This window comes from Desulfoplanes sp. PS50, assembly GCF_053851535.1.
This window is the reverse complement of sequence record NZ_JBSPZA010000001.1, coordinates 21005-47532: the sequence shown is the minus strand read 5'-3', so window position 1 is coordinate 47532 and position 26528 is coordinate 21005. Positions and strand designations below refer to the sequence as shown.

Sequence of the window (26528 nt, the reverse complement as noted above, 5' to 3'; positions counted from 1 at the left end):
TGAACCGTGTCATTTTCAACACGGGAGAAGAAACCTCAACACACCTTTCCCACGCGTGCATTCAAGATACTACCATTTCAGCCGATAGAAATCTTGACCGCAGGGAATGAGTATGACAGACTATCTATTAACTATTGATACTTATTATTATTTAGTCGTCACCATGTACAGGCGTAACGTACACACGATGACAACATTTCAGACACAACTCAAGGAATATCACCATGAACATCGGAACCAAACTCATCGTTGTCGGGGCCGGACTCGTCGCGCTGACCACCATGGGCATTCTGGGCATCTTTTTTTGGCAGAGCATGAATCTCTCAGATACATTGGACAGCCAATTCATCAAGGAGGCCGAGCATGAAGTGGAGCTGGCCACGGTGGATGCCTCCAATCTTCTGAAAACCCAGCATGCCACACTTTCCAAGCAGTTAAGCAACGACATGAACGTCCTGCTGGACATTGTCGAGCAGGGCGGGGGGATCCATCTGCTTGAGGAAACCGAACGCTGGCAGGCCATAAACCAGGTGACCAAGAGCCGCTCGAATGTTTCCCTTCCCAAAATGGCCCTGGGGAGTGAGTGGCTGGGGCAGAACGCCGAACCCGGCCAATCCACACCCATCGTGGACAAGCTCAAATCCCTGACCGGGACCACCTGTACGGTTTTTCAGTCCATGAATCCCCAGGGGGATCTGCTGCGCGTGGCCACCAATATTTTGAAAAACGACGGCAAACGCGCCATTGGAACCTATATCCCCGGTAGCAGCCCTGTGGCACAGACCGTACGCTCGGGTGAAACCTATTACGGGACCGCGTATGTGGTCAACGCATGGTACCTGACCCAGTACCGACCCATCATGGATAACCAGGGCCGGGTCATCGGCTGCCTCTATGTGGGAATCCTGCAGGAAAACGTCAAACAACTGCGCCAGGGACTCATGGATGTGACCATCGGTTCCACCGGTTACATCTCCATTCTGGGCGGATCTGGCAACACAGCGGGCGTGTTCAAACTCCACAACGACGCCTCCATCGAGGGCTCCAACGCCTTTTCCATGAACAACAGGGAGAGCGCCACGGTCTACAGGGAACTGGTCGCCGAGGCCAAGCAGGCCGGTGGCGAACCCGTTGTACGGAATGCGGCCATGGTCGAGCCAGGCGGCACCACTCCCCAAGAGACCATCCTCACAGCCATCTATTTTGAACCCTGGGACTGGGTCATTGTGGGTACGGGTTTTACCGAGGAGTTCATGGAGGGCAAACGTGTCGTGGATGCGGCCCTGCAGCGCTCCGGCATGTGGTCGGGTGGGGCCGGGGCGTTCATTCTCGGCATAGCCGTTTTCATTGTCTTTCTCTTTGCCCAGGGCATCCGCAAGAGCATCGGCAACGCGGTCCAGACCATGGAGCAGATCAGCCAGGGACATCTGGATGTTGCCAGGCTGCCTGAAAACCGAAAAGACGAACTCGGTCAGCTCGGCAGAACCCTCAATGCCATGAGCGCGAATCTGAAAAACATTGTCGCCACGCTGCTGACCATCACAGGGAATGTGAACTCCAGCAGTACCCAGGTATCTTCGGCCTCCGAAGGCCTTGCCCAGGGCGCCACGGAGCAGGCCGCCAGCGTCGAGGAAATCTCCTCCAGCATGGAACAAATGGCCGCCAACATTCGGCAAAATGCTGAAAACGCCCGGGAAACTGAAAAAATGGCCCTGCATTCGACCGAATCCGCTGAAGCGGGAAGCCGGGCTGTGTCCCAGACCGTGCACGCCATGCAGGAAATCGCGGAAAAAATATCCGTGATCGAAGAGATCGCCCGGCAGACGAACCTGCTGGCCCTCAATGCGGCCATTGAGGCGGCGCGCGCCGGCGAGCACGGCAAGGGATTCGCAGTTGTCGCGGCCGAGGTGCGCAAACTGGCCGAACGGTCCGGAGCGGCAGCCAGCGAAATCAACGAACTCTCGTCGTCGAGTGTTCATATCGCTGAAGACGCCGGCAAGCAGCTCGCGGAAATGGTTCCCGAGATCAAACGCACTGCAGAGCTTGTGCAGGAAATCGCCTCCGCCAGCGCTGAACAGAATGCGGGAAGCGATCAGATCAATACCGCGGTTCAGGAACTGGACAAGGTTGTTCAGCAAAACGCAGCGGCCTCGGAAGAACTCTCTGCAACCTCTGAAGAGTTGAGCGGCCAGGCCGAACAAATGCAGGAGGCCATCTCCTTCTTCAAAATCGGCAAGGATCAGGAATTCGCTGCGGCCCCGTATTCCCAGGGTCCCAAGCCCGAACGACGCGGTGTCTCCGCCAGCCAGGGCCGCCTGCCATCACGGATCACCGGGGCCAAAAAACAGGCTAAAAATGAGGTCAAGGGCATCGATCTCCATCTCGAGGACGACTTCGCTGATCAGGACTTCGAGCGGTTCAGTTGAGAAACAACAAAGTCCAATAATCCGACACCATTCAACAAGCCATAACAACGCGGCCGTCTTCCCGGAATCATTCGGAAAGACGGCCGCGTTGTTATATACGCAGATTCTCCTGCATTGGCAGCGTATTATATGAAAAAATGGTAACGCGATTCAGCACGACAACTCGCCAAGCGAGTACGTCTTTTCCCGGGAAGGACGAGAATCAGGCATCATTGACTTACGAAATACAAAAGGATGTGGGTTCATGATTCTGCATATTTTTATATGCAAAAATTGACTTTTCCTTCAAATTGCCTATGATAATAGGCATGGATCTCTTGGAAATAGGAACCACCATCGCGGCTCTGCGCAAGGAGCGCAAGATGTCTCAGACCGAGCTCGCCCGACGCACCGGTCTTTCCCGGGCCTTCATCAGCAATCTGGAACGGGGCATCGCCGCTGATGTCGGGATAAAACGGGTCATGCGCATCCTGGATGTCTTCAAGATGGAGATCACCTTGAGGAAGCATCCCGGCCCGCCGACCCTCGATGATTTCGCTCAGGAGATGGAAGATGCTGAACGTGCTGGCAGGTAACCAGATCGCAGGACAGCTGAACCGGGTATCGGCAAACACCTTTTCCTTCACCTATCGGCCGGACGCCGAAAAAGACCAGGCCGTCTCCCTGACCATGCCGGTGCGGCCGGAATCATGGATATGGCGCCACGGGCTGCATCCCATATTCGACATGAACCTTCCCGAAGGCGCTCTCAGACGCTGGATCGAAGATATGTTCTCCAAGGCCATTCCGGACTTTGACGATCTCGAGCTTCTCAAGATCACGGGAGGTTCGCAGATCGGCCGGTTGCAATACCGGGAGCCCGATACCCGAATGGAACCCATGCAATCGGTCAGCGTGGAAGAAATCCTGACCTATCAGGGGGCGGAGGACCTCTTTCAGGATCTTTTGGAAATCTATGCCGCGTCCTCGGGCATTTCCGGGGTCCAGCCCAAAATCCTCATCAGGGCCAGCGATGGCGAAAAGATGAGCCCCGAGCACAAGCTGACGGTCCAGGCTTCCACCCATATCGTGAAAACCTGGGATGCCCGCTATCCCGAACTTGCCCGGAACGAATACTGCTGTCTTCAGGCGGCCCGGTTGAGTGGCATGCAGGTCCCTACGTTCAGCGTCTCGGACAACGGCCGCTTTCTGGTCGTCGAACGATTCGACATGGGAGAACACGGCTATCTGGGCCTGGAAGACTTCTGCGTCCTCCAAGGTCTTGCATCCAAGCAAAAATATTCGGGATCATTGGAAAGACTCCTCAAAACTCTCAAGGCGTTCACCCAAGAAGCAGACAGACACGCGGCATGCCGGGAAGTCTTCAAGATGATCGTCCTCTCGGTGGGCCTGCGCAACGGAGACGCCCACCTCAAAAATTTCTGCCTGGTCTACGATTCCCCGACCGGGCGATCGGGCAGACTGGCCCCGGTTTTCGACCACATCACCACCACAGCCTACCTCCCCAAGGACACCATGGCCCTGACCCTCAAGGGAACAAAACGCTGGCCCACTCTAAAGGGACTCGTGGAATTCGGAAGATCCCATTGCGATCTCGCCCCCCAAGAGGCATCCAGGGCCATACAGGAGGTTGCAGAAGGCATCAGTCAGGCACAAAAAGAAGTGAAGGTGTATGGAAAATCATTGCCCGAATTCAGGGAGATTGCCGAGAAAATGGTCCGGGCGTGGGAGGAAGGATTGGCAGGATTGTCCGGCAAATAGATCGGCCTCCCTGCCCTTGCGGGTTTTGTAGTAGAAAATTTCGGACGTGATCCGATGCAGCCATGAAGACCATGTTTTCCAGAAGCTGGCCGGATTTCTTGTATGATGTCTATCAGTTACTCAATCCGGTAATGAAAATGACCGATTTTTACAAAAAGTGGTAATTTTTATTACCGATTTATGCATTTACTGGTAAGAATTTTTACCACCTTCACCGCCTCTCCCCATCCATCACCCCGGAGTCTTGGAAAAACGTTCCCGCAAAAAATGTCGGATCGGTTCAAAAAAATGAAAACCCATTGTCCGTGTAAACTCTTGAAACGGACATATAACCTTATGCCAGAGTTGACGTGACAATGCGAGTGCATTACCCAGATATAAACTTCACTCCGGAGGTCATATGTCCGCCACTATCGAATCAACCCTGACAGACCGTTATCAGACCACGGTACCCAAAAATGTCCGGGAAGCTCTACAGCTTAAAAAACGTGATAAGATTCGCTACGATATACAACCCAACGGAACAGTCTGTGTGTCCCGGGTCGATACCCGGGAACAAGATGATGATGTTCTGGAGCATTTTCTTGAATTTCTAGCCGATGATATAAAAAAGCACCCCGAAAAGATTCAGGCGATTCAACCCGAGCTGGTACAAAGAGTGAAAAGTCTGGTGCAGGATGTCGATCTGGACCTCGATGCCCCCTTATCCCCGGAAGATGAATGAACAGCACCGGCCCGGACTTTCTGGTAATCAACGGCTGGACCATTTTTGCCCATCCCCTGTTCCTTGATCAGCTCGACTCGCTCATTTCACAGGTTGGAATCCTGCGCGACAAAGACCCTCAGGGATATACGAAAAAAAATGCTTCCAAGCGGCTGGCCGCCATTTGGAAATTGGTTTTCGAAATAATACCCCAGGGACCGGACAATCCTGAATATCGTCAGGGCAATACACTGGGAAAAAGCCGCAAACACTGGTTCCGGGCTAAATTCTTTCAGCAGTATCGATTGTTTTTCCGCTACCATCGAAAAAAACGAATCATTGTCTATGTATGGGTCAACGACGAAAAGACCAAACGGGCGTATGAAAGCGGTAATGATGCGTATAGAACCTTTCAGAAAATGTTGAAAAAAGGGTTTCCGCCCGATGACTGGGAAACACTTCTCGCACAATCAAAAAAAGAATCCGACCGGTTACATCGAATTGTCCCATAAGGCTGCTTTCCTCGCCAAGAGTAACCATCCACCCGCCTGATTACATCTTTGCCCCCAAAATCCTTGGAGCCGCCTACTCGAATCGGGCGTACATGCTGTCGTGGCATTCCCGCAGAAACCTCGTCATTTCCGCAGGGTCGCCGCTATCATATAAACGGATCATGCCTGCGTTGTACTCGCTGAGTCGTTTGGCGGGAATCGAGACCGGCGGATACCCGTTGTGCATCAGATGGCCGCAGCACATGAGCAGACCGGTCCGTTTGTTGCCGTCGTCAAAGAACTGATTGCGGGCAAAATCCAGATGGACCCGAAAGGCCTGATCCCGCACGTCCTTCATCACGCGTATCTCACACAGCATCCGCGTAAACACCTTGTCCAATTCCTCAGCCGGCGGAGGAACATACTCGGTACCCGCAATACCTACACGCCCGGAACGGAACCGGCCGATCTCCAGGGCCTCATCCCTGGCAATGATGCGCTGAATGGAGCAGGCGATCTCTTGTGTCAGGGCGAATGCACCGGTCTTGACCAGGGAGATGAGATGTTTCCAGCCAAGGATCTGCTGTTTCAGCTTGTCCTCATCAGTCACTTTGTGCCCGCCCACGGTGATTCCCTGAAGATATGTCTGGATCTCGGGCAGGGTGAAGGGCATCCCTTCGAGTTTTTGCACATCAAAAACCAGCTCGGCAAATATCTTTTCAGCGATGAAGATGGCTTTTTTTCTGTCCTGTTTCATACAACATCCTTATCGTTCAAGGGTCGACCTTCCAGTAAGATCTCTTTCCGCGGATAATCTTTCGCCCATTCCACTCCATCCCCACACATCATCCCAGGGTCTTGGAAAACCGCATCCTGGCCAGAGTCACAAAACCCACGGCCAGGGCGATTTCCCAGAGGATGGGCCGAAGCAGCTCACTCACCCCCACGCCCTTGAGGACCACCCCGCGCAGGATGTCCATATACCAGCGCATGGGGTTGATCACGGTCAGGTACTGGACCGGTTCGGGCATATTGCGCACCGGATACATAAACCCGCTTAAGAGAACCAGGGGCATGAGCACGAAAAATCCGGTCAAAAGCGCCTGCTGCTGGGTCTTGGCCGAGGTGCTGATGAACAGGGCGATCCCGATGGTGGCGACCAGATAGACCCCGGTCAACAGGTAGAGCAGGGGAATGCTGCCCGCGATATGGACCTGGAAGATGACCCGGGCCATGCCGAACATGATGGTCATGAGCAGGTAGCCCACCAGCAGATAGGGCAGGGACTTGCCCAGGATGAATTCCAGCTTGCCGATGGGCGTGACCATGATCTGGTCGATGGTCCCGATTTCCTTTTCCCGGACAATGGCAATGCTCGTGAGCACGATCCCGGACACCGAGAGCATGACCGCAATGAGTCCGGGTACGAAATAGAACCGGCTCTCCATGTTCGGATTGTACCAGGCCCGGACGGCCAGACTGATACTCCCGTTCGCGCCTGCCGATCCCGTCATGGCCTGCAGTTTCTGGTTGAATCGGGTGACGATTGTGGTGGCGTACCCCGTGACCACGGAGGCGGTGTTGGAATCCGATCCGTCCGTGAGCACCTGCACCATCCCTGTTTCACCCTTCTGCAGTTTCCTGGAAAATCCGGGCAGGATGCGTATTCCGGCCCGAATGTCTCCCTGGTCGAAAAGCCGGATCATATCCTGATTCCGTTCCACCTGGGCGATAACGGAAAAATGATCCGAGGAGGTAAACGCCTGGATCAATTGCCTGGAAAGGGGGGTCTGATCCCCATCCAGGACCGCCGTGGCGATATGAGTGACGTCCGTTGTCAGGGCAAAGGCAAAGACGAGCATCTGCATGCAGGGCAGGACCACGATAATGATCCGCATGCGCACATCCCTGAACATCTGCAAAAATTCCTTGACGAGCATGTTCTTCATTCGTCGCATGATCACTCCAGGGAAAGACGCATTTTCTTGTGGGCCATCACGATCATGATCACCATATACACGGCCAGAAGCAGGGCGTTGACCCAGAGGATTTCAAGCCCGATCCCCTTGAGATAGATCCCCCGCAAAATGGCGATGAGATACCTGGCCGGAAGAATATAACTCACTGCCTGGATGAGCGAGGGCATATCCTGGATGGCGAACATGAATCCCGAAAGCATGATCGAGGGCATGAAGCTCGAAAGCAGGGCGATCTGGTTCGCCAGAACCTGGGATTTGGTGGCAATGGAAACCATCAATCCATAAAACAGGGTGCCTATCAGAAAGATGGAGGCCAATCCAAAAACCAGACCCGTGGAACCGCGCAAGGGAACATCAAAAAGCAAATAGCCCAACCCCACGGACAGGGCCACATCGACTATCCCGATGATGAAATAGGGGATGACCTTGCCCACGAGCAGTTCAGGAACCCGGATGGGCGTGGCCAGAAGCTGCTCCATGGTTCCGGTTTCCCACTCCCGGGCAATGGTCACCGAGGTGAGCATGGAGGCGATGACCACCATGACGATGGCCACGATCCCTGGAACGATCCCGTTCTGACTGCGCAGGTCCTGATTGTACAGGGTTCTGGGCCGCAACTCCACGAACGCGCCGGAATCCGAAACACCCCGGGCCTGCATCCGCATGGCCTTGACCTGCAGGGAGAAGGAGGCCCCGATGGCCGCCACATAATTCATGGCCAGGCGGGCCGAATTGGCATCACTCCCGTCCACGAGAACCTGGATGGAGGTATCTTTTCCAGAGAGAAGGCTGCCGGCAAAATCATCGGGAATGACCAGTCCCACCAGAATATCTCCCCGGTCCAGCCCGTGCTGCATGGCTGCGTAATCATCCGTGTGGCTGAGGATCTCAAAATAGGGCGACCCCTGAAACAGGCTCACCAATTCCCGGCTCTGGGGCGTCTGGGAACGGTCCAGGACCATGGTCGGCACGTTCTTCAGATCCAGACTCAGGGCATAGCCGAAGAGAAGAAGAAGGAGCAGGGGAATGGCCACCGCCATGACCAGACTGCGCCAGTCCCGGATGACGTGCAGAAATTCCTTGCGGGCCACAGCGGCCAAACGGGAAAGACGGATCATGACTGCTGCTCCTGTTTTCTGTCTGTTTCCTCGATCAGGGAAACAAACACGTCTTCCATGGAGGGAGTGATCCGTTCCAGGGTATATTCCGTGTGATCGCCACGCGTCATCAATTCCTGGATTTCCTCTTTGGCCCCCTTTTCCTCATCAACGACCAGATGCAACCCCGCACCGAACAGGGCCACGTCGCGGACGGTTTTCAGATCGGCCAGATCATCAGCAAGGGCCTGGGGGTTCTCGCACGCCAGATTCAAAAGCACGTCATGCATCTGCTTGGTCTTGAGCTCCGCTGGCGTTCCCAGGGCAACCATTGCTCCCTGATAGATAAGGGCCAAACGGTCACAATACTCGGCCTCTTCCATGTAATGGGTGGTCACGAAGATGGTCATGCCGGACTCGGCCATGGAGGTGATCAGATCCCAGAACATGCGCCTGGACAGGGGATCCACCCCGCTGGTGGGTTCATCCAGAAAGAGGATGGGGGGTTCGTGCAGCACGGCGCAGGCCATGGCCAGACGCTGTTTCCAGCCGGCCGCCAGGGTGAGGGTGAGATGATCTTCCCGTCCGGCAAGACCGGCCATGCTCACGGCCCAGTTTCTGCGCTCGGCCAGACGCCGGCTCGACAGTCCGTAAATCCCCCCGTAAAAATCGATGTTCTCCACCACGGTCAAATCGTCATACAGAGAAAACTTCTGACTCATATACCCGATATGGGTCTTGATTTTCTCCGGGTCCCTGGAAATATCCAGCCCGTGAACACGGCCCGTACCCGCACTGGGAGCGAGCAGGCCACAGAGCATCTTGATGGTCGTGGATTTTCCGGCCCCGTTGGGTCCGAGAAAACCGAAAATTTCTCCCCGGGAAACACTGAAGCTGATGTCGTCGACCGCTGTGAAGGAACCAAACCGTCTGGTCAGATGGTCCACGGTCACGGCCGGATCACGGCCGGTGGGAGGGGTGTTTGCAGAACCACGGTCCGGCGTGACTGGGTTCGGAGCCTGGGTGTCTGAGGGAGTTTCGGAAGAATCCTCCTCTCTGAGCAGCTCCACAAAGACGTCTTCAAGCCCGGGCCGAACCTCAACGATCTCTTCAAAGGGGAATTTGTTGTGGGCGAGCAGGGAACGCACCCGGGTCTCGGTGTCCTGCACATCCCTGCACACGGCGTGAACCCGATCCCCAAAGACCTCCACCCCGGAGATTCCGGGAATCTCCTTCAAGAGCGGACGCATGGCCCGGGCCCGTGAGGAACGTACCGCCAGAACGTGTCCGGGCAGCAGCGCCCTCACCTCGGCCGGACTGCCCGTGGCGATAAAGGAACCATGGTGAAGCAGTCCGAGACGCGAACACCGTTCCGCCTCGTCCAGATACGAAGTGGACACGAGAATGGCCACCTGGTCCGCCAGTAGCCGATACAGAATGCGCCAGAAATCCCTGCGGCTCACCGGATCGACCCCGTTGGTGGGTTCGTCCAGAAGCAGGACCTTGGGGGTATGGATCAGGGCGCAGACCAGCTGCAGTTTCTGCTTCATCCCCCCGGAAAGCTTGCCGGCCTGCCGTTTCTTGAACAGGGTCATATTGCTGAAATCAAGGAGCTCGTGAATGCGTTTTTCCCGCCCCCGCCGGGGTTCGCCGTAGAGATCGGCGTAGAAATCGATATTCTCCTGCACACTCAAATCCGGATACAGACCGAACCGCTGACTCATGTAGGCCAGCCGGTCCTTGACCGCATCAGACTGTTTACGGGTGTCAAACCCGGCCACCATGGCGGTTCCCCCGTCCTGGCCCAGGATGGTTGCGAGCATGCGCAGGGTGGTTGTCTTGCCCGCCCCATCCGGACCAACCAGCCCGAAGATCTCCCCGTCCATGACGGAAAAAGACAGATTGTCCACAGCCCGGAGGGTTCCGAAGGATTTGGTCAGCTTATCGACCTCGATGGCAGGGTGGTTGGATTGCGTCATGGGAAAAAAGTGCGCAGTGCACAAAAGTAGACAGCAGACAGTGCGCAGTTGGGGTTTCAGATGTATATCGTCATTCTTGCCGAATCCTGAAAGTTATCACTTTTCGACCCGAGTTCTCGCCCTATTCCGTCATCCCGGCGCAGGCCGGGATCTTGGACGCCAAAAACGTTGTCAGGACGTCACGGCAACGCCAAGCCCATGGAGATCCCGGATCAAGTCCGGGATGACGATTCGTGGAATCGTCTCCACGTCATGCCTTGTCCGACTCCCTGTCTCCCGTCTCCTGTCTCCTGTCTCCGTTCTTCTCCACATGTACCCTGGCCGGCATGCCCGCTTTGAGCAGCCTGTCGGGATTATCCACATAGACCTTGATCCGATAGACCAGCTTGACCCGCTCCTCGGGCGTTTGAACCGTCTTGGGAGTGAATTCGGCCTCGTCAGCGATAAACCCTACCTGGCCGGTAAAGGTCTGGCCGTCCAGTCCATCCACACTCACCCGGACCCTGTCGCCACGGGCCACCCGTACCAGATCGGGTTCCGGCACAAAGGCACGCACCCATACCCGGGAGAGATCGGCCATGGTCAGTACCACCGAGCCGGCCCCGAGATATTCGCCTTGTTCCGCCACCTTGGTCACAACCGTTCCTGAAAAAGGAGCATGCAATTGCGTGTAGGCAAGGCGAAGTCGAGCCTGCTCCACGGCCTGTTCGGCAGCGGCGAGCCCGGACCGGGCCTGTTCGATATCCCCGGATCGAAATCCCTCTTGTACAAGATTGAGGTTGGCCCGGGCACTTTCGAGCATGGCCTCCTGTTCCTCGACCCCTTTTTGAGCTGTCACCAACCGGGTTCTGGCAACATCGAATTCCTGCTTACTGATCACGGCTTCATCATACAGGGTCTTGAACCGCTGAAAATCCGTGGCTGCCAGATCGAGATCCGCCCTGGCCCGGTTCAGACTGGCCAGCGCTCTGGCAACACCCTGTTCAGCCTCCTGGATCTGCTGTTTCCGATTCCCCTGAAGCAGATCATCGAGAAGGGCCTGGGCACGATCCCTTTCGGCAAGAGCCTTGGCCAGTCCGGTTTGTTCATCCCGGTCATCCAGCCGGGCCACAAGCTCGCCCGCCTCGATCACATCTCCCTCGTCCTTGAACCGCTCGAGCAACCGACCGGGAATCCGGAACCCCAGGGCGGATTCAGTGACCTCCACATTCCCGGAGAGGACAAGTTCGTCCTGCTGTGTGGCCTCCCGTTCGAAATACTGCCAGCCTGCCCCGCCGGCCCCGAGGGCCAGAACAAGGATGACAAGAACTGTTTTGATCCGTGTGCGCATTGCTCTTCTCCTTATGGTCGGGTCGAGGATACAGGCAGAACGCCCCGCTGTCAGCATCGAACCGGACGGATTTCTTGCCAACCCTGTATACATCCTCTAAAAATTGTACCGGACCATCTGACACCCTTTCGCGCCCCGTCCCTCTTGCCGTGACCAGACACCCCTTCACAACCCGAACCATCGAGTGCATCCGGGCCATCCCCCAGGGCAGGGTGGCCACCTACGGGCAGATAGCCGCCCTGGCCGGCAACCCCAAAGGGGCCAGACAGGTCGCGCGGATTCTCCATTCCTGCGCAAAAGGGGAAGAGTTGCCGTGGCACCGCGTGGTCAACCGGGAGGGCCGGATTTCTTTGGGAAAATTCCAAGGGGAGGTGGAACAGAAAGAGCTTCTGGAAAAGGAAGGAGTGGTCTTCGATCACACAGGACGAATCGACCTCGCACGATTTCTATGGCAAACCGAGCAGCCTTTATACTTTTCGAGTTGATCGAAACGCTTGAAAAAAAATTGTATTATATAGATTGCATTAAAAGTTTTTATGACTTACAAATAACACATGTCAAAACAAACCCAAGCAATCGATTCCCTTCATCCCAAGATCCGCCAACGGCTCACGCAACTCGGACTCAACATTCAGGAGGCCCGCAAACGACGGCGGCTTTCGGAAAACGCTCTGGCACGGCTGGCCAATGTTTCCCGTTCGACCATACGTCGCATCAGCCAGGGGGATCCGTCCGTTTCCATAGGTGTTCTCTCCAGTGTCCTCGGAGCGCTTCATCTTGATGACGGACTGGACCAACTGGCCAATCCGAATAACGACCGAGAAGGTCAAATCCTTGACAGGGAAAGACTTCCCAAACGGATACGGAAGAAGACCGAGGACGACGAATATGATTTCTAGTCTCCTGAAAGGTTCTCGTGTCGATCCCTTAACAAAACTCACGTTCTCAAACCGGTTTGGTTTAACAGCTCAAAGAACCCGCTTTCGTCAGCCTACATATTTGCAGACTCCCACAACAACACCCTGCAAAAAAGTAACATCCTCCCCCTCGGCAAAAAAGCCCAACCCCCTACCCTCCGTGCCGCTTCCATCCCCCTTGTCCGGCGCCAATCCGAGTCTGAAGATACCCATGGATACGTTCACGCTGAAGCAGGGGTGCGCTTTGGGCTGATGTTCTCATGATTCGACCCCGACACGGCCAGCACCGTACAGAAACAGATAAATCGAAAGGCTCTTGTTGCATTCCGGGGGTCTGTCTCTTCCCTGCCAAGTATCACTGATTCAGCACGACAACCGACGTTGCAAACGAGTCTTTCCCCTGGGAACGCCGAGCGTCTGCTCGGCCTTTCGGGCAACACCTGAAGCGTACAGCCTCATACTGTCTATCCGGCATCATCTGCCTATATTTCAGCTGGATAGTAAACGCAGTGCCGAGCAGACGCTCGGTGTTCCCAGGAGGGAAAAAACAAAGCCGGAGAATCACTACATGCAAGTTACCTAACTTCCAAAGCAGGCCCCTGAAACCCAACAAGAGCCAATCCTGAATTGAGTCCCTCTTTTACTCCTGACTCTGAAGCCGATGGCTAAAACCATCTCCAATGAGTAGAAGGTGACAGTATAGTCCTTGCCGTCGGCGGCAGTTGTTAAATATTCCTTAATAACTGACTTTTCATCTAATTCTTTTTCTTTCAGTATGTTGGATATATGGATGCTGATGTTCGGCACGGAGGTGTCAAAAAGTTTTGCCAGCTGGCTCTGGTTCATCCAAACCATGCGGTCTTTGGCATAGAGGGCCACACAGGCCTTGCCGTCAGCCGTGTTGTAGATGATGATATCTTGCATGTCCTGATCCATGGTCAGTCCTCAATGAGTTATTGGGTCGTATCGGGTTTCAGGTTCCTGCCTCTTGTTGTACGATTCGATCGTAATCAAAGACTATCATCGAGTCCACCGGGTGCGTTCGTTATCATCGTATCATAAGGATATGTGCCTGCAGAATTGGCGAAATTCGATCCTGCATGAGAATCCTGCTCTTTCAGATATCAATCCCATCCTGGACAATCTTTGCGCCCCTTATGATCTGGTGGCCGGACTGCTTTATGGCTACGGGCATCGGTTGCTCGAATGCCTGCGCCTGCCGATGCAGGATATCAGTCTCGACGCCCTGATTCTCATTATCCATGACGGCAAAGGCAAGGAGGACCGAATATCCCATCACCCATGCCTCAGGTCCTGCCCTCTCATCTCCTCCATGAAACCGTCCACGTCCTCAAGGGAAAGCCCCCTGTAGGTGAATGTATAGCCGTCATACCGCTTGTGCAGCCGCTCTGTCTTGTCCTTCAGTTGTGTCAGTTTGATATTTTTGGGGTTCATCTTGACTTCGACCACGAGGACTTCTTTGTCGAGATCATCGACGGCCACGAGGTCGATCTCGTTGACGTTCCCCTTTTCCCAGTAATTGCCTATGAGTCCGTACCGGGGAGAATAGCCGGTCATTTCCATGAACAGCTTTTCCAGGACAGGTCCGGCAAAGGTGGGCAGGTCCCTCTCGATCAGTCGTTTGACATAGTCGAAACGCTGGTTTTCGATCATGCTCATGTTCCTGTTCACGAACCTGAACCAGAACCGGATGAAATTGTCCTTGATGGCGAATTTCTGATTTCGCGACTGCTTGCGGTCGCCCATGGGTTTTATTTTTTCGATCAGGTCATACTGGGTCTCGAGTTTTTCCAGATAGCCTCCCACACTCTTCTCCAGCACGGACTCGATCTGGGTCCGCGAAGTCCTGCCCTGGGACAGCAATTCCAGGATGGAAAAATAGATGCCATACTCCTTGCCGAATTCCTGGATGAGCAGGCTTTTGCCTTCGGCAATAAAAAACGAGTCCTTTTCAAAGATGAAATCAAGGATGGATGTTTTGTCGAAGCATCGATTCTGGATCAGGAGTTCCTCGTACCTGGGCACACCTCCGGTCACGAGATAGTTGTAGAAGAGGTTGTCATTGCTCAGCTCGCCGTAATCCTTCAGGATGGTCCGGATCACTCTGGCCTCGAAGGGGCGTATGTACAATACCCTGTCCGCCCGACCGTACAGGGGCTCCTTTTCGTCCTGAAATATCTTCGTCATCAACGAATACACAGAACCGATGAAGACGACATGAATCTTTGTGCTGAACTTGTGTCGGTCCCAGAGTCTCTGGATATCGGAATACACACTTTTGTTGATGGTAAAAAATTCCTGGAATTCATCGATAATCAGGACAAAGGGATTGTCCTTGCCGTACTCGAGCAGCAATTCAAAGAGTTGGACGAATCTGTTCAACTCCCCGATGGGTTTCTTGTGAGTGAATTCCTCATACGCGGCCACAAACTCCTGACACAGAAGGGATTCGGCCTTCTTGCCGGCGAACAGGTACAAAGAGGGTTTGTCCCTGGCATACTCGAGGGCCAGCATGGTCTTGCCCACCCGCCGTCGTCCCGTGATGACGGTTATCTTGCCGTAGTCCGCCGTACACTGCCCGTATATGGTCTCAAGAACGGACAGCTCATGCTCCCTGTCATAAAATTTCATCGCAATCTCCGTTACTGTAACCTGAGTTGCGATAATTTACGATAAGGCAATATTTGTCAACCAGGTCTCCAAAAATCGACCGTACAGAGGCGTCCTCCCGATCATGAAATATCGCATGGCACTCGAGTCCGTGATCCTAGTGGTGCGCACAGGCAACAGATGAAATGCAACCTTATAACCAGAAAGCCCCTGCATTTTCGTGCAGGGGCTTTCTGATGCATGTCGCGGATCGTATGCCAACAGGTTCCGGGAATCCGGGGCCTTGTGTCTCCCTCTAGCAGAGCTTGGTCCCCAGAGGCACGTCCTTGTCCGGAACACACAGGGCCACGTCCCCGTTGGCGTCATGAAACCCGGTAACCAGGCATTCGGACATGACCGGCCCGATCTGCTTTTTGGGGAAGTTGACCACCCCGACCACCAGCCTGCCCACCAGCTCTTCGGTGGTGTACAGCTTGGTAATCTGGGCGCTGGATTTCCTGATCCCGATCTCCTCGCCGAAATCCACGTGAAGGATATAAGCCGGATTGCGGGCCTCCTTGAAGACCTCGGCCGAAACGATCCTGCCCACGCGCAGTTCGACCTTTTCAAAATCGTTCCATGTGATGGTTTCCATAAAGTATCCTTGTGATTTCAAATGGATGTCATGAGTCCTTCAAACCATGACAAACAAAGAGGGGCCCTGGACACAACATCCAAGGCCCCTTTTTGGACGAAGAAATTCCCGATCTCAACCTCCAATCATTTTCCCAGATACGCGGCAATCCTCTCCTGCACATTGGCCTCGAGATTGTTGAACCAGAATGCATAGTCATACCTGTGAAATACCCCCTGGGGCCACCGGCCCATGTGCACGAGATTGATCTTGTCGGATGTGGGGGTTTTCATGTCCGTTGCGATGACAACACCCTTTTGGAGATCGATACGGGCACCAGCAAAATGCGGGATGGCCTCGATGAGTTTTCCTTCGGCATCATTGAAGAATTTGGCACCCAGGTTTTCATCGTTGGAGGCGGGGGTGGAGTCGGTCTTCCAGTTCAGGGGATTGATGGCAATGGCCCCGGGCAGAAGGACCGGCGACGGACCCGCGTCCTTGCCTTCGGTGTTGAAGGTGACGACCACGCCGGTGTCGCTTGCACCCTGGGCGGGCTTCATCCAGGGGTAGGTTTTCAGGTCGTCCCTGGTCACGGAATAGCCGATCAAATAGGCGGCCACCAACCGCTTCTGAAGCTCTGGATCATTGAAGCGTTTACGCATCAGGTTGATGAGGGTCATGGTTCCCTGGCTGTGACTGGCGAGGATGAACGGTCTGTCCTGATTGAGATGGGTCAGATAATAGTCGAACGCCCTTTCCACATCCCGGGCACCGACCTGGAAAACCGGGTCTGCATAGGCATCCTTGCCCCCATTCCCCGCATCCATGCTCTGCTGGGCGGCTGTCTGCTGGCGGTAGAAGGGCGCGAACATATTGGCATGGGGGGAATAGACCCCGGCCTGGGCCTTGGTCAGCCCCTTGGCGTTGGCCCTGAGGGCGGGATCGGCAATATCCATGTTGGAGGGATGCTTGCCCACATAGATGGTCGGATAGACATAAAAGACATCCACCGGCTTATCGATGGTCGCTGGTTTGGCGACCCAGCAGAAGTCATCGGAATAATCGAGTTGTTGAGACGTGTCCTTGGTATTCATGACGTTTTTCCCGGTGATACAGCCGTTACAGATGAGTAAGACCACAAGACAGACCAGAACCACTACCAATGATTTGTTTCCCATGACCTCCTTCCTTTCCTTGTAGTTGACTTTCTTCCTGAAATAGCGGGTTGTATAACCCTATCAGACCCAATGAGACAACCAAAAATTCGACATATATCATGGAGAATCGAAAACCCATCTTGAATAATCAAGAGGGGTTTTGCTTGTTTCGACGTATGGGATCGAGAGCTATTTCCGGAAGGGTGGGCGTCCCGCTCGCACCTTACAACCTGAACCAATACCGCTCCTTGCTCACGAATCGGTTCACGTTCCTGATCTGGTTCATGGACAGATTACCCTGGTTCTTCTCGAGAAAACTGGCCATGGAGGTCAGCCAGCCGATCCGCTGGCTGCGTTCCAGAAAGCTGGAATCCACATTGGCAGCGTACGCGGCATCGTCCTCGAACACACCATAGAGGCTCAAAAGCAGGGTGATATTGGATCTGAATTCCGCCAGAAGGTTGTTGGTCGAAGGATGGTCACCCATGAGCAAGGCCGAGCTGGTGGCGATGTACAACCCTTCGACCACCGCTCCATACAGGGAATCGAGGACCAGGGCGAAACCGGTTTTTTCGGCCATGATATCCTTGTATTTGGGTGCGTTGGCCGCATAGGCGTCGATGACCTCGTCGATATCCACCGTGTCGGGTTCCCTCAGCATCCAATTGAGTTCCGGGGGAAACAGGGCCGAGGTATTGACGATGCTCTTCATGTTGGTTCGGTTCAGCAGGTCGCCCATGGCCTTGATGGCCTTGGCAGCCTGGTTGCGTCGCCCAAAGGAGGCTGCGTACAGGGCGTCGAACTGATAGGCCCCGATGAGCAAATGGATGTTCTTCCCCGTTTCCACCCTGTCCGGCAGATCAGGAGGAAGGAGCATGGCCGGCTGAAACGATGCCCCATATTCCTTGAGCTTTTTGGCCACATCCATCATGGACCGGACATTCTTTGCCGACAGGATCTTCTGTGCCTGATCCACATAGGTCTGCATATCGGCACACATTCCCGTCCCGGAAACCAGCAGCAACAGACTCACAATCACAACCAGACGTTTCATCATGGACATCGAACGTTTCCTCTCGGTTTGGCGGGTCGTTCAAACCCCGGTGACATGAAATGTATCCAGGCATTTTTGATTCAAATTGCCTAGCCGGGATCAGTTATTCTTGCAATACATATCAACCAGGTACTCCTCATACTTGTTGCGCATCCGCACGCCGACAAATTGGTAATGGCCAAGAAGGTACTGATTTCGGCCGTCCTCACTCGGATGTCATGATCTTCAGGATCACTTCGTCGGTCTGCTCCATGCCCGTGCTGGCCAGTTCACCGATATTGCGGATGGTGGCTTCCACGTCATCGCCCACGATGCCTTCGCCTCCGTGCAGGTCCCGGTGGTAGGAGGCCAGTGTGGCAGAATCAAAGGCTGCGTAGATGCCCGTGGCGATCTTCATGGCGCAGGAGGGCTTGGCCCCATCGCAGACGATTCCCGAGACGTTGCCCAGGGTGTTTACGATGGCGTGGGCCGTGGTGTCGAAGTCCTTGCCGAGCAGAAAGGTGATCGCTCCACTCACCCCGGCCGCCGCACACATCGCCCCGCAATAGGCCGACAACCGGCCCACCTGGGTCTTGATATGCACCGTGCACAGATGCGAGAGAAAAAGGGCCCGGATCAATTCATCTTCGCAGTGTCCTTTCAGCCGTGCGAATGTGATCACCGGCAACGAGGCGGTCATGCCCTGGTTACCGCTTCCGCTGGTGGTCATCACCGGCAACGGGCAGCCGCTCATCCGGGCGTCGCTGCCGGCCGCGGCAAAGCTCGCGCAGCGGTTGCGCACGTCGTTGCCGTAGATTCCCTGATCGATGTTCTTGAGGATGCTGGCCCCGATGTTCACACCGTAGGTATTTTGCAGCCCCTCCTCCGCAATGGTGCTGTTCAGGTCGATAACCTGCCTGAACAGGGGCCGGATCAAATCCAGATCAATGGTCCTGGCCAGGTCGTAAATGAGTCTGACCGACAAGATGGAACGATCTTCCTCGGTGGTGTGAAAGGTTTCGGAACTGAATCCGCGGTTGAGCAAAACCTGGCCGTTTTTGACGACTCTGGTCAGATTGGTGTGCAGATACCGCGCCTCGACCTCGGCGCTCTGGTCCCCGGCAACCGCCTCGATCCTGATATACAGCTTGATGGGTGTCTTTTCGTGGATCACCTTGAAGAATGTCCGCTCCAGGCATTCCCTGACCCCGACCATGTCCTGTTCGGTTATGCCGCTGATCACCATCAGGCCTTTACTGTAATCCCCGGCCACGATGCCCATGGCTGCCGCGGCCTCGATCCCCATCATCCCCCCGCTGCCTGGTACGACCACACTCTTAACGTTCTTGATGATGTTCCCGGAAACAAAGATTCTGACCTCTTTCGGAAGAACGCCCAGCACGTCACGAACTTTTGCCGCCACAAGAGCTATGGCAATGGGTTCGGTGCACCCCTGGGCGGGCACGATTTCCTCATGCAGAATTTGTAAAACCTTTGCGATGGTATCGGATGCAACGTTCATCAACATCTCCGGTGTTGAGGTTGTCCTGAGCATGACGTCCTGATTGCGGGGCGTGCCGCAACAAAATCAGGGGCGTTGTCGGGCTCGTCCACGTACCAAAGGCAACCCGAAGCAGATCTGGATTGTGGCCACGATGGCCAGGACACCTGTCAGAAACCATTGACTTCATTTGTGTGTGTTTCCAGATGCAGCAGCATTTGTTTGGCCGCAAGTCCGTGCGCAAATCCAGTGAGCGTGCCGTTACTACCGATGACCCGGTGGCAGGGTATGATGATCGGAATGGGATTTTTTGCATTGGCCATGCCCACGGCGCGAGATGCCTGGGGATTGCCCACTTTCGTGGCCACTTCCTTGTAGGTGCGTACCTCGCCGAAAGGGATGGCGCAAAGCGCCTCCCAGACCTTCTTCTGAAAGGGCGTCCCCGACGGATTCAGGTGGACGGTAAATTCCCTTTGTTTTCCTTCGAAGTATTCCAGAATCTGTTCCCGGCCGTGCTTGAAAAACCCGTCATTGCGAACCCATGCGTCCTGAATGACGAATGAACGTTTGCCGTCACCGGTCTTCATATGCAGATGGGTCAGCCCTTTTTCATCGCCGACCAGAACGATCCCGCACAGGGGCGTGTCGAACATGGTATAATACACTTCCCCGGTCCTCCCTGACAAAATCCCTTGATTGGCGCGACATACAATCCATGTGCGACCGAATGCATCCACGCAAAACAAAAACCTGAAAAACTCGAATCCAGACAGTCAAATCACCAAATCATCAATTACTGTCCCGCACGCACCGCACGCGTAACTTGAAAGAATCATAGCCACCATAGCCCGCGCCACCGTTCCTGAAGCTCACGACCCATGCGTAATTGGATTTATCTGGAAATGGTGATGACGACCAGTAAAAGTCCATGATGACGTCCAGTGTATCTTTACACGGCGAATAGAATAAGGCTTGTAATTCGTCGACTGTTGGCAGTCGCCAGCCCGAATGACCGCCAAGAGAAAGCCCGGAGGCGTAACTCCTGGCATCATACCAGTTCATAGGACCAGCTGTTGCCTTCTGCCACATCAGGCCCGTGTTTGTGTCAGTCACTGTCCCGTCTCCATTGTCACTGCAACGAGACTGCTGACCACCAGCACTCAATGCGGTACCCGCCGTGACCAGTCCGATGATGCAAAACATAGCCGTGAAAAACGCTGCTCCAAGCCATTTGTTGAAAGTACGTTCCATACTAACGCCCCCCTCTATCTCTCAAAAGGTTAACGGGTTGATATTTGTACCTGAATCCAGATGGTCATGACATCGTGGTACTACGGATGCAGGCAGATTCCGGACCGATGTTCCGCCTGAAGCAAGACACAAGTCAAACCAAATCATATTAAAATCAATACATTTTGAAATCATTTTTTATCTCTATATAATAAAAATATTTTTGGACTGTAAAGCGATTATTCTATATATAATATTACCCAAAATTAAACATCCTGTACAGTAAAAGTGCTCTGTGCAACGGACTGATTTGTTCTCATGACTGGCTTACTTCGTTTACATCGGCTCGACCCCCCCCCTTGAGGGTTTCGCACTATCGAGCCATTGTTCCATAAAAACGAAACGTTCCAATAACATACTGAATTTAGACAAAAAAAAAGGCCTGGAAGCGATCTGCTTCCAGGCCTTTTGATATTCGTGGTAGCGGGGACCGGATTTGAACCGATGACCTTCGGGTTATGAGCCCGACGAGCTACCATACTGCTCCACCCCGCAACAAGAGAAAGGAGTAACTATAGGTTTGCACATCACTTGGCAAGGACTTTTTTCAAAAAATAATTACAGGCCGTACTGATATTTGACCGTTACCCGCAGGGAGAGAGGGGTATCGCCGGTGATGGGCGGACGTTTGACCCTGCCCGAGGAGGCACGGAGGGCAAGCAGGGCGGTTGTATCCAGCCGGGGGTCACCGGAGGAGCGGACCAGGTGGACCTGGATGAAACGCCCATCTTCAGTGACGGTCAATCCACAGGTGGCCCGGCCGATCAGATCGGAAAAATTTCCTCCCGGGGGCTGGAACTTGTTCGCCTCGATGGTCCGGCGGATCTCCTTGAGATATTCGGCAAAAACCCTTTGCCGCTTGTCCGCCAGGGATTCCCCCTGCTCCTTGGCATCCGAGGAAGCCATCTCCGCGGTGAGGGAGATCCCCTCGGAGGCCCGTTGCTCCGGGACCATGGTTTCCAGGGTCACGGGTACGGTTCCCTCCACCGAAGCGGGGCGGAAAAACTCGATGTGCAGAAACCCTCCATGCAGGACAAAGGAAAGAATCAGGATCGCGACCCAGGTATGCCGTTCGTCCATGGCTAGGCTGGCTCCCCGGAATCCGGCGATCGGGTTCCGATGACCAGATTGGAGAATCCCGCCCCCCGGACCGTATCCATGACCTTGATAAATCGTTTCACCGTGACGTCGGCCTCCACCTTGAGCAGAACCTTGCGGTCCCCTCCGTGGTGCACGAATTCCCGGCCAAGCGTCTCCATGAGCATGCCCGGGAAGACCTCGTCACCATCCAGAAAAATGGTCCCGTCCGCCTTGATCACCAATTCCAGGGGCTTGCCTGAAACCGCTTCCCCGGAGGTTGCCTCGGGCAGGTTCACGTCCATGCCCCGGGTGATGAAGATGGACGAGAGCACGAAAAAGATGAGCAGGATGAAGATGATGTCCACCAGCGGGGTCATGTTCACCTCGACCCGACGATCCGTGCGGTGACGCGCAAAAGAGATCACGATGACATCTCCTCCAGATCGTCCACGAAATCCTGGCTCTCGTGCTGCATCCTGAAGCCGATTTTATCCTGCAGGCGGGTCAGGAAATGATAGGCCAAAAGGGCGGGGATGGCCACACCAAGCCCTGCCGCCGTGGTCAAAAGGGCCTGCCAGATCCCGTCTGCCAAAAGGGCGATATCCACCCCGCCCGGGGCGCTCGAGACCCGGGAAAACACATCGATCATCCCGAGTACCGTGCCCAGAAGACCCATCAACGGGGCTGCGGCCGCACCGGCAGACAGGACGGGCAGCCTGCGCCCAAGTCTGAAAAGGATGGTCTCCCCGGCCCTGGATGCGGCCTGCTCTTGTTTGGTCTTTCCGGTGACCGAAAGGATGGCCAGAAAAACCGCTGAAGAACCCGGTCCCTCGTTTTCGAGCAGGGCCTTGGCCTCTGCGTCCTGTCCCTCGGCAACGAGTTTCTTGACCCGGTTGAGAACGGATTGCGAAACCATCCTGAAGGTGGTCATGGCCAGCAGCCGGTCCAGGATGACCGCCAGAATGAGAATGGAAAAGCCCAGAATGGGCCAGATCATGATCCCGCCCTTGTCCAGAAGCATCATGTGATAACATCTCCTTGAGTCGATGGTGTCTGATACGAGGCAAGATACCTGCCGATATCCCGGGTGTCCATATCCCGACCAATGGCCACGAGGAAATGAACCGATTCAAAAACGTGGTCTTGCCCGAGCCCAGAAAACCGCTCAGAATAATGAACTGCGGGCGCATGTCAAAGACCCTGGCGTAGTCTCCCGAGCGCTCCAAAAGGGAGAGGTCGTGGGCCTGCCGGAAAAATTCCTTCCCTGGAATCTCGGGATCGGCCACAAGATCCTGTAACCGGGAGAAGGCCATGAGGCCGTCCATCTCCCCAAGACCAAGAACGAGTCCCTTCTCGCCCCGGTCCAAGAGAACATGCTGCATACTGTCCTGCCAGACAATCGCTGGTAATCATGTAACACGGATTGTTGGGGTGAAGGTGAAAGAAGCGCTCAGACGCAACGTGCTAAGCGTCACCCAGCATCCAAGGTCAAGAATTCCTTGAGATCCGAGTGGAGCAGCGCCCTGAATTCGCTGAGATCATCTTCCGGAACCCGGGCAAAGAGGAAGGCGAATACCGGATACTCGCGGACATCGATACGCCGGAGTTCCAGGGGATCGGAGAACCGATCCGTGAATGCTTCATAATCCACCGAGGTGATGGACGCACAGTCCATATCCGCAGCCACATCGGCCACGAGAACACCCACGGCCTGATTCTCGCGTTCGGCGAGGATGGTCTTCCAGTCAGGCGTTTTTCCTTCCAGATAGCAGACATAGGGATTGAACCCCCAGGCGTGAAAGGTCAGATCCGCCACGCACCATCCTGCAAAGCGCATGGGATTGACCTCGATGGGCATGATCCGGCCAGCCGCGTCCACCCGCAGTTCCACATGGGCCGGAAAGTGGCTCAACCCGGCCCTGGCACCGATTTTTCCCAGATAGTCGGTGAACCGATCCAGCCAGGTGCGGATGATTGTGGGCGAGGTGAGATAGACCCGATCGCTGACGTCATCGGCCGAGGCAAAAAGGTGTCCGAGGATGTTTACAATGACCGGTTTGCCGTCACCACCGAAATACACGTCCACGGCAAATTCCTCGCCCTGGATGCATTCCTCGATGATGAAATGGTCGAGACTCAGAACCTGTTCGGGATACTGGGACCGGATGCGGGAGACTTCCTTGTTGATGGCATCAAGAACCTTGGGCCAGTCCAGGTCGGAGTCCACCTTGTGCACGCCCAGGCTGAAGAAGCCCACGGCGGGTTTGATGATGAAGGGTTTGGGAAATGCCGACGGATCAACGTTTTCCAATTCCTCAAAAGGGACTCCCTTGAACACATAGTCCGGATGCATGTCGCGGATGAGTTGGCGGAAGAGGACCTTGTCCTTGAACGTCCGGATGGTGTCCGGCAATCCCGTGGTTTGAAGATGGGTGCCGATCCAGTCGATAGCGTTTTCCGAGTTGGAATACACGGGCAGATCCGGAGAGGTCCGGGCCACGAAATCCTGGGCCGAACAAAGGACCGGGGCCTCGGGACCGAAATGTTTGACGGCCACGTCATTGGCGAGGACGGGGGATTGGCGGTCGAGGATGGTCTGCTTCAGGAAATCAGAGACGTAGGGGGCTTCGAGAATAAACATAAGGCGGTTTTAAGTTTTAGGTGTTAGGTTTTAGGTGTTAGGTTTTAGGTGGTTAGGTTTTAGATTGGGGTGATGATACAAGATAATGATTTGTCTTTCCCGGAAACGCCGACCGTCTGGTCGGCGTTTCCGGGACGGCAGGCGGGTAAGCATACCTGAAAAAATATCCAAAACGATAACACCCAACATCCCGTACAAGGGGCACGGCGCGCCGTGCCCCTACGGACCTACAATTATACAGGGCGTTTATGTGTTATTTTTGATTTTTTCTGCCACCATCTCGGCCGCGCGGATGCCGTCGACCGCGGACGAGGTGATCCCGCCGGCGTATCCGGCGCCTTCGCCAGCCGGGTAGAGGCCCCTGAGGGACACGGACTCGAGCCCCTGGTCGCGCAGGATGCGCACCGGCGAGGAACTGCGGGTCTCCACCCCGGTCAGGATGGCATCGGGCCGGGCGAATCCCTTGAGCTTGCGGTCCAGGGCCACAATGGCCTCGCGCATGGCAACAGACACATACTCCGGCAGACACGGCCCCAGATCGCAGAGCCTGACCCCCGGGGTATAGCTGGGCTCGACCCCACCGAGAATCTTCGACCCCACGCCCTGGAGAAAATCCCCCACCAGCTGGGCCGGGGCCCGAAAATCCCCTCCGCCCAGTTCAAAGGCCCGGGTTTCCCATCGTCGCTGAAACTCCACCCCGGCCAGGGGATCGTCTCCCGGGAGATCAGAGGTTGTAACGCCCACGAGCAGGGCGGCGTTGGCGTTTTCTCCGCTCCGGACCCGCAGGCTCATGCCGTTGGTGACCACTTCGCCCGGACCGCTGGCCGCTGCAATGACCTGACCGCCCGGACACATGCAGAAGGTGTATGCGGAGCGGTCCCCTTTGCAGTGGTGCACCAACCTGTACGGGGCCGGACCCAATTTGTGATGTCCGGCATGCGTCCCGTAGAGTGCCCTGTCCACCATGGACTGGGGATGCTCGATACGGCATCCCAGGGAAAAGGGCTTTTGTTCCATGGCCACGCCGTGATTTCGGAGCAGCTCGAAGGTATCCCGGGCGGAATGACCGATGGCCAGGATAACGTGGTCTGTTTCGATTTCTTCATGATCGTTGACCATCACTCCGCACAGCCGGCCCTCCTCGATAAGCAGGCCGGTGACCCTGGCCTGGAAACGAACCTCCCCGCCCAGGTCGATGATCGTCTGCCTGATTGTCTGGACGATGGACACGAGCAGATCCGTGCCCATATGCGGATGACTGGCAAAAAGGATATCCTCGGGCGCGCCGGCAGCCACGAATTCCTCGAGCACCTTGCGGCAGCGGTTGTTTTTGTCCTTGATCCCGGTGTTCAGCTTACCGTCGGAAAAGGTGCCGGCACCGCCCTCACCGAATTGGACATTGCTTTCCGGGTCATGAATCCCTGTCTCCCAGAACCGGTTCACATCCCTGGTCCGCTCGCCGGCCGGGCGACCCCGGTCGAGAACCAGGGGGCAGTATCCGCAGCGGGCCAGAATGAGGGCGGCAAACAATCCGCAGGGCCCGGCACCCACAACCACCGGACGGCCGATCGATCCGCCAGGCGCAGGGGGAGGGAGACAATAGGAAAGATCAGGGGAGGGGGTATATTTGACGGACCGGGAGAGAGCGGTCTCTGGAACCAGCTCCACATCCAGGGAATAGACAAAAAAGACCGCATTTCGCTTGCGTGCATCAATGGATTGTCTGCGTACATGAATCGTTTCGATCCGAGCTGGATCGATACCCAGATATTCTGCCACGGCCAGGCGCAGATCATCGGAAGTATGGTCCAGAGAAAGTTTGATCTGGGTGATGCGCAGTCCGGTCATATGGGTATCCTGAGGCGTAATGAAAAAATCAAAAATATTTCGTGTCAGAAG

The 26528-nt window shown here is 55.1% G+C and carries 26 protein-coding genes and 1 tRNA gene; 7 read left to right on the top strand and 20 right to left on the bottom strand.

From position 1 onward, the window contains the following. Nucleotides 1-224 precede the first annotated feature (224 nt). From ACTVJH_RS00200 to ACTVJH_RS00180, 5 genes are all read left to right on the top strand, one after another. Nucleotides 225-2426, top strand: coding sequence for a methyl-accepting chemotaxis protein (locus ACTVJH_RS00200; RefSeq protein WP_455986252.1), 2202 nt, complete (start codon nt 225-227; stop codon nt 2424-2426). Between the two features lie 308 nt (nt 2427-2734). Beyond that, on the top strand, nt 2735-3001 hold the full coding sequence (locus ACTVJH_RS00195; RefSeq protein WP_455986250.1) for a helix-turn-helix domain-containing protein: 267 nt from the start codon (nt 2735-2737) through the stop codon (nt 2999-3001). Further along, nucleotides 2979-4187, top strand: coding sequence for a type II toxin-antitoxin system HipA family toxin (locus ACTVJH_RS00190; protein ID WP_455986248.1), 1209 nt, complete (start codon nt 2979-2981; stop codon nt 4185-4187). The genes ACTVJH_RS00195 and ACTVJH_RS00190 overlap by 23 nt, the downstream gene beginning before the upstream one ends. A 400-nt stretch (nt 4188-4587) precedes the next feature. After that, nucleotides 4588-4911, top strand: coding sequence for a type II toxin-antitoxin system PrlF family antitoxin (locus ACTVJH_RS00185; RefSeq protein ID WP_455986246.1), 324 nt, complete (start codon nt 4588-4590; stop codon nt 4909-4911). Then, nucleotides 4908-5402 (top strand): type II toxin-antitoxin system YhaV family toxin, encoded by a 495-nt coding sequence (locus tag ACTVJH_RS00180; RefSeq protein WP_455986244.1) that lies wholly within the window; start codon nt 4908-4910, stop codon nt 5400-5402. The genes ACTVJH_RS00185 and ACTVJH_RS00180 overlap by 4 nt, the downstream gene beginning before the upstream one ends. A 73-nt stretch (nt 5403-5475) precedes the next feature. Here ACTVJH_RS00180 and ACTVJH_RS00175 read toward each other — a convergent pair whose 3' ends face one another. The 5 genes from ACTVJH_RS00175 to ACTVJH_RS00155 form a co-directional block, all read right to left on the bottom strand. Beyond that, entirely contained in the window at nt 5476-6138 is a 663-nt protein-coding gene (locus ACTVJH_RS00175; RefSeq protein ID WP_455986242.1) for a Fic family protein, read from the bottom strand. A gap of 88 nt (nt 6139-6226) precedes the next feature. Then, complete coding sequence (locus tag ACTVJH_RS00170; RefSeq protein WP_455986241.1) at nt 6227-7339, bottom strand: ABC transporter permease; 1113 nt, start codon at nt 7337-7339, stop codon at nt 6227-6229. A gap of 2 nt (nt 7340-7341) precedes the next feature. Then, the gene (locus tag ACTVJH_RS00165; RefSeq protein ID WP_455986239.1) at nt 7342-8478 is read right to left on the bottom strand and encodes an ABC transporter permease; all 1137 of its coding nucleotides are present in this window, start codon (nt 8476-8478) and stop codon (nt 7342-7344) included. Then, nucleotides 8475-10436, bottom strand: a complete 1962-nt coding sequence (locus ACTVJH_RS00160; protein ID WP_455986237.1) for an ATP-binding cassette domain-containing protein — start codon at nt 10434-10436, stop codon at nt 8475-8477. Before ACTVJH_RS00160 ends, ACTVJH_RS00165 begins: the two co-directional genes overlap by 4 nt. A 250-nt stretch (nt 10437-10686) precedes the next feature. Next, the gene (locus ACTVJH_RS00155; RefSeq protein WP_455986235.1) at nt 10687-11766 is read right to left on the bottom strand and encodes an efflux RND transporter periplasmic adaptor subunit; all 1080 of its coding nucleotides are present in this window, start codon (nt 11764-11766) and stop codon (nt 10687-10689) included. A 149-nt stretch (nt 11767-11915) separates the two neighbouring features. On the opposite strand from ACTVJH_RS00155, the gene ACTVJH_RS00150 reads away from it, so the two are divergent. Beyond that, the gene (locus ACTVJH_RS00150; protein WP_455986233.1) at nt 11916-12251 is read left to right on the top strand and encodes an MGMT family protein; all 336 of its coding nucleotides are present in this window, start codon (nt 11916-11918) and stop codon (nt 12249-12251) included. A 69-nt stretch (nt 12252-12320) separates the two neighbouring features. Beyond that, nucleotides 12321-12665 carry a helix-turn-helix domain-containing protein gene (locus ACTVJH_RS00145; RefSeq protein ID WP_455986231.1) on the top strand — a complete coding sequence of 115 codons (345 nt, stop codon included), beginning with the start codon at nt 12321-12323 and terminating at the stop codon, nt 12663-12665. 597 nt (nt 12666-13262) lie between these two features. Here ACTVJH_RS00145 and rhuM read toward each other — a convergent pair. The 15 genes from rhuM to ACTVJH_RS00070 all read right to left on the bottom strand — a co-directional run bounded on the left by rhuM (nt 13263) and on the right by ACTVJH_RS00070 (nt 26477). Next, a complete protein-coding gene (rhuM, locus tag ACTVJH_RS00140; RefSeq protein ID WP_455986229.1) occupies nt 13263-13619 on the bottom strand; it encodes a RhuM family protein in 357 nt (118 codons plus the stop codon). 181 nt (nt 13620-13800) lie between these two features. Further along, nucleotides 13801-13980 carry a hypothetical protein gene (locus tag ACTVJH_RS00135; RefSeq protein ID WP_455986227.1) on the bottom strand — a complete coding sequence of 60 codons (180 nt, stop codon included), beginning with the start codon at nt 13978-13980 and terminating at the stop codon, nt 13801-13803. Next, nucleotides 13980-15335: an ATP-binding protein gene (locus tag ACTVJH_RS00130; protein WP_455986225.1), complete on the bottom strand. Its 1356-nt coding sequence runs from the start codon at nt 15333-15335 to the stop codon at nt 13980-13982. The genes ACTVJH_RS00135 and ACTVJH_RS00130 overlap by 1 nt, the downstream gene beginning before the upstream one ends. A gap of 274 nt (nt 15336-15609) precedes the next feature. Further along, nucleotides 15610-15948 (bottom strand): tRNA-binding protein, encoded by a 339-nt coding sequence (locus ACTVJH_RS00125; protein WP_455986224.1) that lies wholly within the window; start codon nt 15946-15948, stop codon nt 15610-15612. Nucleotides 15949-16073: 125 nt separating this feature from the next. Beyond that, nucleotides 16074-17105, bottom strand: a complete 1032-nt coding sequence (locus ACTVJH_RS00120; RefSeq protein WP_455986222.1) for a DUF3089 domain-containing protein — start codon at nt 17103-17105, stop codon at nt 16074-16076. A gap of 202 nt (nt 17106-17307) precedes the next feature. Further along, nucleotides 17308-18147, bottom strand: coding sequence for a hypothetical protein (locus tag ACTVJH_RS00115; RefSeq protein ID WP_455986220.1), 840 nt, complete (start codon nt 18145-18147; stop codon nt 17308-17310). Nucleotides 18148-18343: 196 nt separating this feature from the next. Next, nucleotides 18344-19639, bottom strand: coding sequence for an L-cysteine desulfidase family protein (locus ACTVJH_RS00110; protein WP_455986218.1), 1296 nt, complete (start codon nt 19637-19639; stop codon nt 18344-18346). A 149-nt stretch (nt 19640-19788) separates the two neighbouring features. Beyond that, nucleotides 19789-20271 carry a methylated-DNA--[protein]-cysteine S-methyltransferase gene (locus tag ACTVJH_RS00105; RefSeq protein ID WP_455986217.1) on the bottom strand — a complete coding sequence of 161 codons (483 nt, stop codon included), beginning with the start codon at nt 20269-20271 and terminating at the stop codon, nt 19789-19791. Nucleotides 20272-20407: 136 nt separating this feature from the next. Beyond that, nucleotides 20408-20869, bottom strand: coding sequence for an Lcl C-terminal domain-containing protein (locus ACTVJH_RS00100; RefSeq protein WP_455986215.1), 462 nt, complete (start codon nt 20867-20869; stop codon nt 20408-20410). A gap of 457 nt (nt 20870-21326) precedes the next feature. After that, nucleotides 21327-21403 (bottom strand) — tRNA-Met (locus ACTVJH_RS00095). A gap of 63 nt (nt 21404-21466) precedes the next feature. Beyond that, nucleotides 21467-21988 (bottom strand): TonB family protein, encoded by a 522-nt coding sequence (locus ACTVJH_RS00090; RefSeq protein WP_455986213.1) that lies wholly within the window; start codon nt 21986-21988, stop codon nt 21467-21469. A 2-nt stretch (nt 21989-21990) separates the two neighbouring features. Beyond that, nucleotides 21991-22413, bottom strand: a complete 423-nt coding sequence (locus ACTVJH_RS00085; RefSeq protein WP_455986211.1) for an ExbD/TolR family protein — start codon at nt 22411-22413, stop codon at nt 21991-21993. Next, entirely contained in the window at nt 22410-23012 is a 603-nt protein-coding gene (locus ACTVJH_RS00080) for a MotA/TolQ/ExbB proton channel family protein (protein ID WP_455986209.1), read from the bottom strand. Before ACTVJH_RS00080 ends, ACTVJH_RS00085 begins: the two co-directional genes overlap by 4 nt. A 447-nt stretch (nt 23013-23459) precedes the next feature. Beyond that, complete coding sequence (locus tag ACTVJH_RS00075; RefSeq protein ID WP_455986207.1) at nt 23460-24629, bottom strand: ATP-grasp domain-containing protein; 1170 nt, start codon at nt 24627-24629, stop codon at nt 23460-23462. A 246-nt stretch (nt 24630-24875) separates the two neighbouring features. Beyond that, nucleotides 24876-26477, bottom strand: a complete 1602-nt coding sequence (locus ACTVJH_RS00070; RefSeq protein WP_455986205.1) for an NAD(P)/FAD-dependent oxidoreductase — start codon at nt 26475-26477, stop codon at nt 24876-24878. Between the last annotated feature and the right edge of the window lie 51 nt (nt 26478-26528).

Coding starts and splice junctions, on each gene's coding strand:
- ACTVJH_RS00160 (WP_455986237.1), bottom strand. CDS start 10,436: ATGACGCAATCCAACCACCCTGCCATCGAGGTCGATAAGCTGACCAAA.
- ACTVJH_RS00145 (WP_455986231.1), top strand. CDS start 12,321: ATGTCAAAACAAACCCAAGCAATCGATTCCCTTCATCCCAAGATCCGC.
- ACTVJH_RS00075 (WP_455986207.1), bottom strand. CDS start 24,629: ATGTTTATTCTCGAAGCCCCCTACGTCTCTGATTTCCTGAAGCAGACC.
- ACTVJH_RS00200 (WP_455986252.1), top strand. CDS start 225: ATGAACATCGGAACCAAACTCATCGTTGTCGGGGCCGGACTCGTCGCG.
- ACTVJH_RS00135 (WP_455986227.1), bottom strand. CDS start 13,980: ATGGGATATTCGGTCCTCCTTGCCTTTGCCGTCATGGATAATGAGAAT.
- ACTVJH_RS00105 (WP_455986217.1), bottom strand. CDS start 20,271: ATGTTCGACACGCCCCTGTGCGGGATCGTTCTGGTCGGCGATGAAAAA.
- ACTVJH_RS00090 (WP_455986213.1), bottom strand. CDS start 21,988: ATGGACGAACGGCATACCTGGGTCGCGATCCTGATTCTTTCCTTTGTC.
- ACTVJH_RS00190 (WP_455986248.1), top strand. CDS start 2,979: ATGCTGAACGTGCTGGCAGGTAACCAGATCGCAGGACAGCTGAACCGG.
- ACTVJH_RS00185 (WP_455986246.1), top strand. CDS start 4,588: ATGTCCGCCACTATCGAATCAACCCTGACAGACCGTTATCAGACCACG.
- rhuM (WP_455986229.1), bottom strand. CDS start 13,619: ATGGATCAGGACATGCAAGATATCATCATCTACAACACGGCTGACGGC.
- ACTVJH_RS00180 (WP_455986244.1), top strand. CDS start 4,908: ATGAACAGCACCGGCCCGGACTTTCTGGTAATCAACGGCTGGACCATT.
- ACTVJH_RS00165 (WP_455986239.1), bottom strand. CDS start 8,478: ATGATCCGTCTTTCCCGTTTGGCCGCTGTGGCCCGCAAGGAATTTCTG.
- ACTVJH_RS00195 (WP_455986250.1), top strand. CDS start 2,735: ATGGATCTCTTGGAAATAGGAACCACCATCGCGGCTCTGCGCAAGGAG.
- ACTVJH_RS00130 (WP_455986225.1), bottom strand. CDS start 15,335: ATGAAATTTTATGACAGGGAGCATGAGCTGTCCGTTCTTGAGACCATA.
- ACTVJH_RS00100 (WP_455986215.1), bottom strand. CDS start 20,869: ATGGAACGTACTTTCAACAAATGGCTTGGAGCAGCGTTTTTCACGGCT.
- ACTVJH_RS00170 (WP_455986241.1), bottom strand. CDS start 7,339: ATGCGACGAATGAAGAACATGCTCGTCAAGGAATTTTTGCAGATGTTC.
- ACTVJH_RS00175 (WP_455986242.1), bottom strand. CDS start 6,138: ATGAAACAGGACAGAAAAAAAGCCATCTTCATCGCTGAAAAGATATTT.
- ACTVJH_RS00125 (WP_455986224.1), bottom strand. CDS start 15,948: ATGGAAACCATCACATGGAACGATTTTGAAAAGGTCGAACTGCGCGTG.
- ACTVJH_RS00080 (WP_455986209.1), bottom strand. CDS start 23,012: ATGATGCTTCTGGACAAGGGCGGGATCATGATCTGGCCCATTCTGGGC.
- ACTVJH_RS00115 (WP_455986220.1), bottom strand. CDS start 18,147: ATGTCCATGATGAAACGTCTGGTTGTGATTGTGAGTCTGTTGCTGCTG.
- ACTVJH_RS00070 (WP_455986205.1), bottom strand. CDS start 26,477: ATGACCGGACTGCGCATCACCCAGATCAAACTTTCTCTGGACCATACT.
- ACTVJH_RS00155 (WP_455986235.1), bottom strand. CDS start 11,766: ATGCGCACACGGATCAAAACAGTTCTTGTCATCCTTGTTCTGGCCCTC.
- ACTVJH_RS00120 (WP_455986222.1), bottom strand. CDS start 17,105: ATGGGAAACAAATCATTGGTAGTGGTTCTGGTCTGTCTTGTGGTCTTA.
- ACTVJH_RS00110 (WP_455986218.1), bottom strand. CDS start 19,639: ATGAACGTTGCATCCGATACCATCGCAAAGGTTTTACAAATTCTGCAT.